The organism is Neobacillus rhizosphaerae (genome assembly GCF_050477885.1).
In the GTDB taxonomy this organism is placed as follows: Bacteria; Bacillota; Bacilli; order Bacillales; family Cytobacillaceae; genus Neobacillus; species Neobacillus rhizosphaerae_A.
This window is the reverse complement of record NZ_JBCNAC010000022.1, coordinates 1-2942: the sequence shown is the minus strand read 5'-3', so window position 1 is coordinate 2942 and position 2942 is coordinate 1. Positions and strand designations below refer to the sequence as shown.

1 rRNA gene is annotated in these 2942 nt (G+C 52.5%); it reads right to left on the bottom strand.

The window, feature by feature from the left end:
- Positions 1 to 7: 7 nt before the first annotated feature.
- Positions 8 to 2942: ribosomal RNA gene (locus ABES03_RS02760) — 23S ribosomal RNA — on the bottom strand.

Sequence of the window (2942 nt, the reverse complement as noted above, 5' to 3'; positions counted from 1 at the left end):
TTAAAACTTGGTTAAGTCCTCGAACGATTAGTATCAGTCAGCTCCACATGTTACCACGCTTCCACCTCTGACCTATCAACCTGATCATCTTTCAGGGTTCTTACTAGCTTGACGCTATGGGAAATCTCATCTTGAGGGGGGCTTCATGCTTAGATGCTTTCAGCACTTATCCCGTCCGCACATAGCTACCCAGCGATGCCTTTGGCAAGACAACTGGTACACCAGCGGTGCGTCCATCCCGGTCCTCTCGTACTAAGGACAGCTCCTCTCAAATTTCCTGCGCCCACGACGGATAGGGACCGAACTGTCTCACGACGTTCTGAACCCAGCTCGCGTACCGCTTTAATGGGCGAACAGCCCAACCCTTGGGACCGACTACAGCCCCAGGATGCGATGAGCCGACATCGAGGTGCCAAACCTCCCCGTCGATGTGGACTCTTGGGGGAGATAAGCCTGTTATCCCCGGGGTAGCTTTTATCCGTTGAGCGATGGCCCTTCCATGCGGAACCACCGGATCACTAAGCCCGACTTTCGTCCCTGCTCGACTTGTAGGTCTCGCAGTCAAGCTCCCTTGTGCCTTTACACTCTACGAATGATTTCCAACCATTCTGAGGGAACCTTTGGGCGCCTCCGTTACTCTTTAGGAGGCGACCGCCCCAGTCAAACTGCCCACCTGACACTGTCTCCCACCCCGATAAGGGGTGCGGGTTAGAATTTCAATACAGCCAGGGTAGTATCCCACCGACGCCTCCACCGAAGCTAGCGCTCCGGTTTCTACGGCTCCTACCTATCCTGTACAAGCTGTACCAAAATTCAATATCAGGCTACAGTAAAGCTCCACGGGGTCTTTCCGTCCTGTCGCGGGTAACCTGCATCTTCACAGGTACTATAATTTCACCGAGTCTCTCGTTGAGACAGTGCCCAGATCGTTACGCCTTTCGTGCGGGTCGGAACTTACCCGACAAGGAATTTCGCTACCTTAGGACCGTTATAGTTACGGCCGCCGTTTACTGGGGCTTCGATTCAGAGCTTCGCTTGCGCTAACCCCTCCTCTTAACCTTCCAGCACCGGGCAGGCGTCAGCCCCTATACTTCGCCTTGCGGCTTCGCAGAGACCTGTGTTTTTGCTAAACAGTCGCCTGGGCCTATTCACTGCGGCTCTTCGAGGCTATTCACCTCAAAAAGCACCCCTTCTCCCGAAGTTACGGGGTCATTTTGCCGAGTTCCTTAACGAGAGTTCTCTCGCTCACCTTAGGATTCTCTCCTCGCCTACCTGTGTCGGTTTGCGGTACGGGCACCTTTTATCTCGCTAGAGGCTTTTCTTGGCAGTGTGGAATCAGGAACTTCGGTACTAAATTTCCCTCGCTATCACAGCTCAGCCTTTACGGAAAGCGGATTTTCCTACTTTCCAGCCTAACTGCTTAGACGCGCATATCCAACAGCGCGCTTACCCTATCCTCCTGCGTCCCCCCATCACTCAAACGATAAAGAGGTGGTACAGGAATATCAACCTGTTGTCCATCGCCTACGCCTTTCGGCCTCGGCTTAGGTCCCGACTAACCCTGAGCGGACGAGCCTTCCTCAGGAAACCTTAGGCATACGGTGGATGAGATTCTCACTCATCTTTCGCTACTCATACCGGCATTCTCACTTCTAAGCGCTCCACCAGTCCTTACGGTCTAGCTTCAACGCCCTTAGAACGCTCTCCTACCACTGACATCTAAGATGTCAATCCACAGCTTCGGTGTTACGTTTAGCCCCGGTACATTTTCGGCGCAGAGTCACTCGACCAGTGAGCTATTACGCACTCTTTAAATGGTGGCTGCTTCTAAGCCAACATCCTGGTTGTCTAAGCAACTCCACATCCTTTTCCACTTAACGTAAACTTTGGGACCTTAGCTGGTGGTCTGGGCTGTTTCCCTTTTGACTACGGATCTTATCACTCGCAGTCTGACTCCCACGGATAAGTCTTTGGCATTCGGAGTTTGTCTGAATTCGGTAACCCGATGAGGGCCCCTAGTCCAAACAGTGCTCTACCTCCAAGACTCTAACTACGTGAGGCTAGCCCTAAAGCTATTTCGGAGAGAACCAGCTATCTCCAAGTTCGATTGGAATTTCTCCGCTACCCACACCTCATCCCCGCACTTTTCAACGTGCGTGGGTTCGGGCCTCCATCCAGTGTTACCTGGACTTCACCCTGGACATGGGTAGATCACCTGGTTTCGGGTCTACGACCACATACTCAATCGCCCTATTCAGACTCGCTTTCGCTGCGGCTCCGTCTCTTCAACTTAACCTTGCATGGGATCGTAACTCGCCGGTTCATTCTACAAAAGGCACGCTATCACCCATTAACGGGCTCTAACTACTTGTAGGCACACGGTTTCAGGAACTATTTCACTCCCCTTCCGGGGTGCTTTTCACCTTTCCCTCACGGTACTGGTTCACTATCGGTCACTAGGGAGTATTTAGCCTTGGGAGATGGTCCTCCCTGCTTCCGACCGGATTTCACGTGTCCGGCCGTACTCAGGATCCACTCAGGAGGGAACGAAGTTTCGACTACAGGGTTTTTACCTTCTCTGACGGGCCTTTCCAGGCCGCTTCATCTACCCCGTTCCTTTGTAACTCCATGTTGAGTGTCCTACAACCCCAAGAGGCAAGCCTCTTGGTTTGGGCTATGTCCCGTTTCGCTCGCCGCTACTCAGGGAATCGCGTTTGCTTTCTCTTCCTCCGGGTACTTAGATGTTTCAGTTCCCCGGGTATGCCTTCAATACCCTATGTATTCAGGTAAAGATACTGTTCCATTACGAACAGTGGGTTCCCCCATTCGGAAATCTCCGGATCAAAGCTTACTTACAGCTCCCCGAAGCATATCGGTGTTAGTCCCGTCCTTCATCGGCTCCTAGTGCCAAGGCATTCACCGTGCGCCCTTTCTAACTTAAC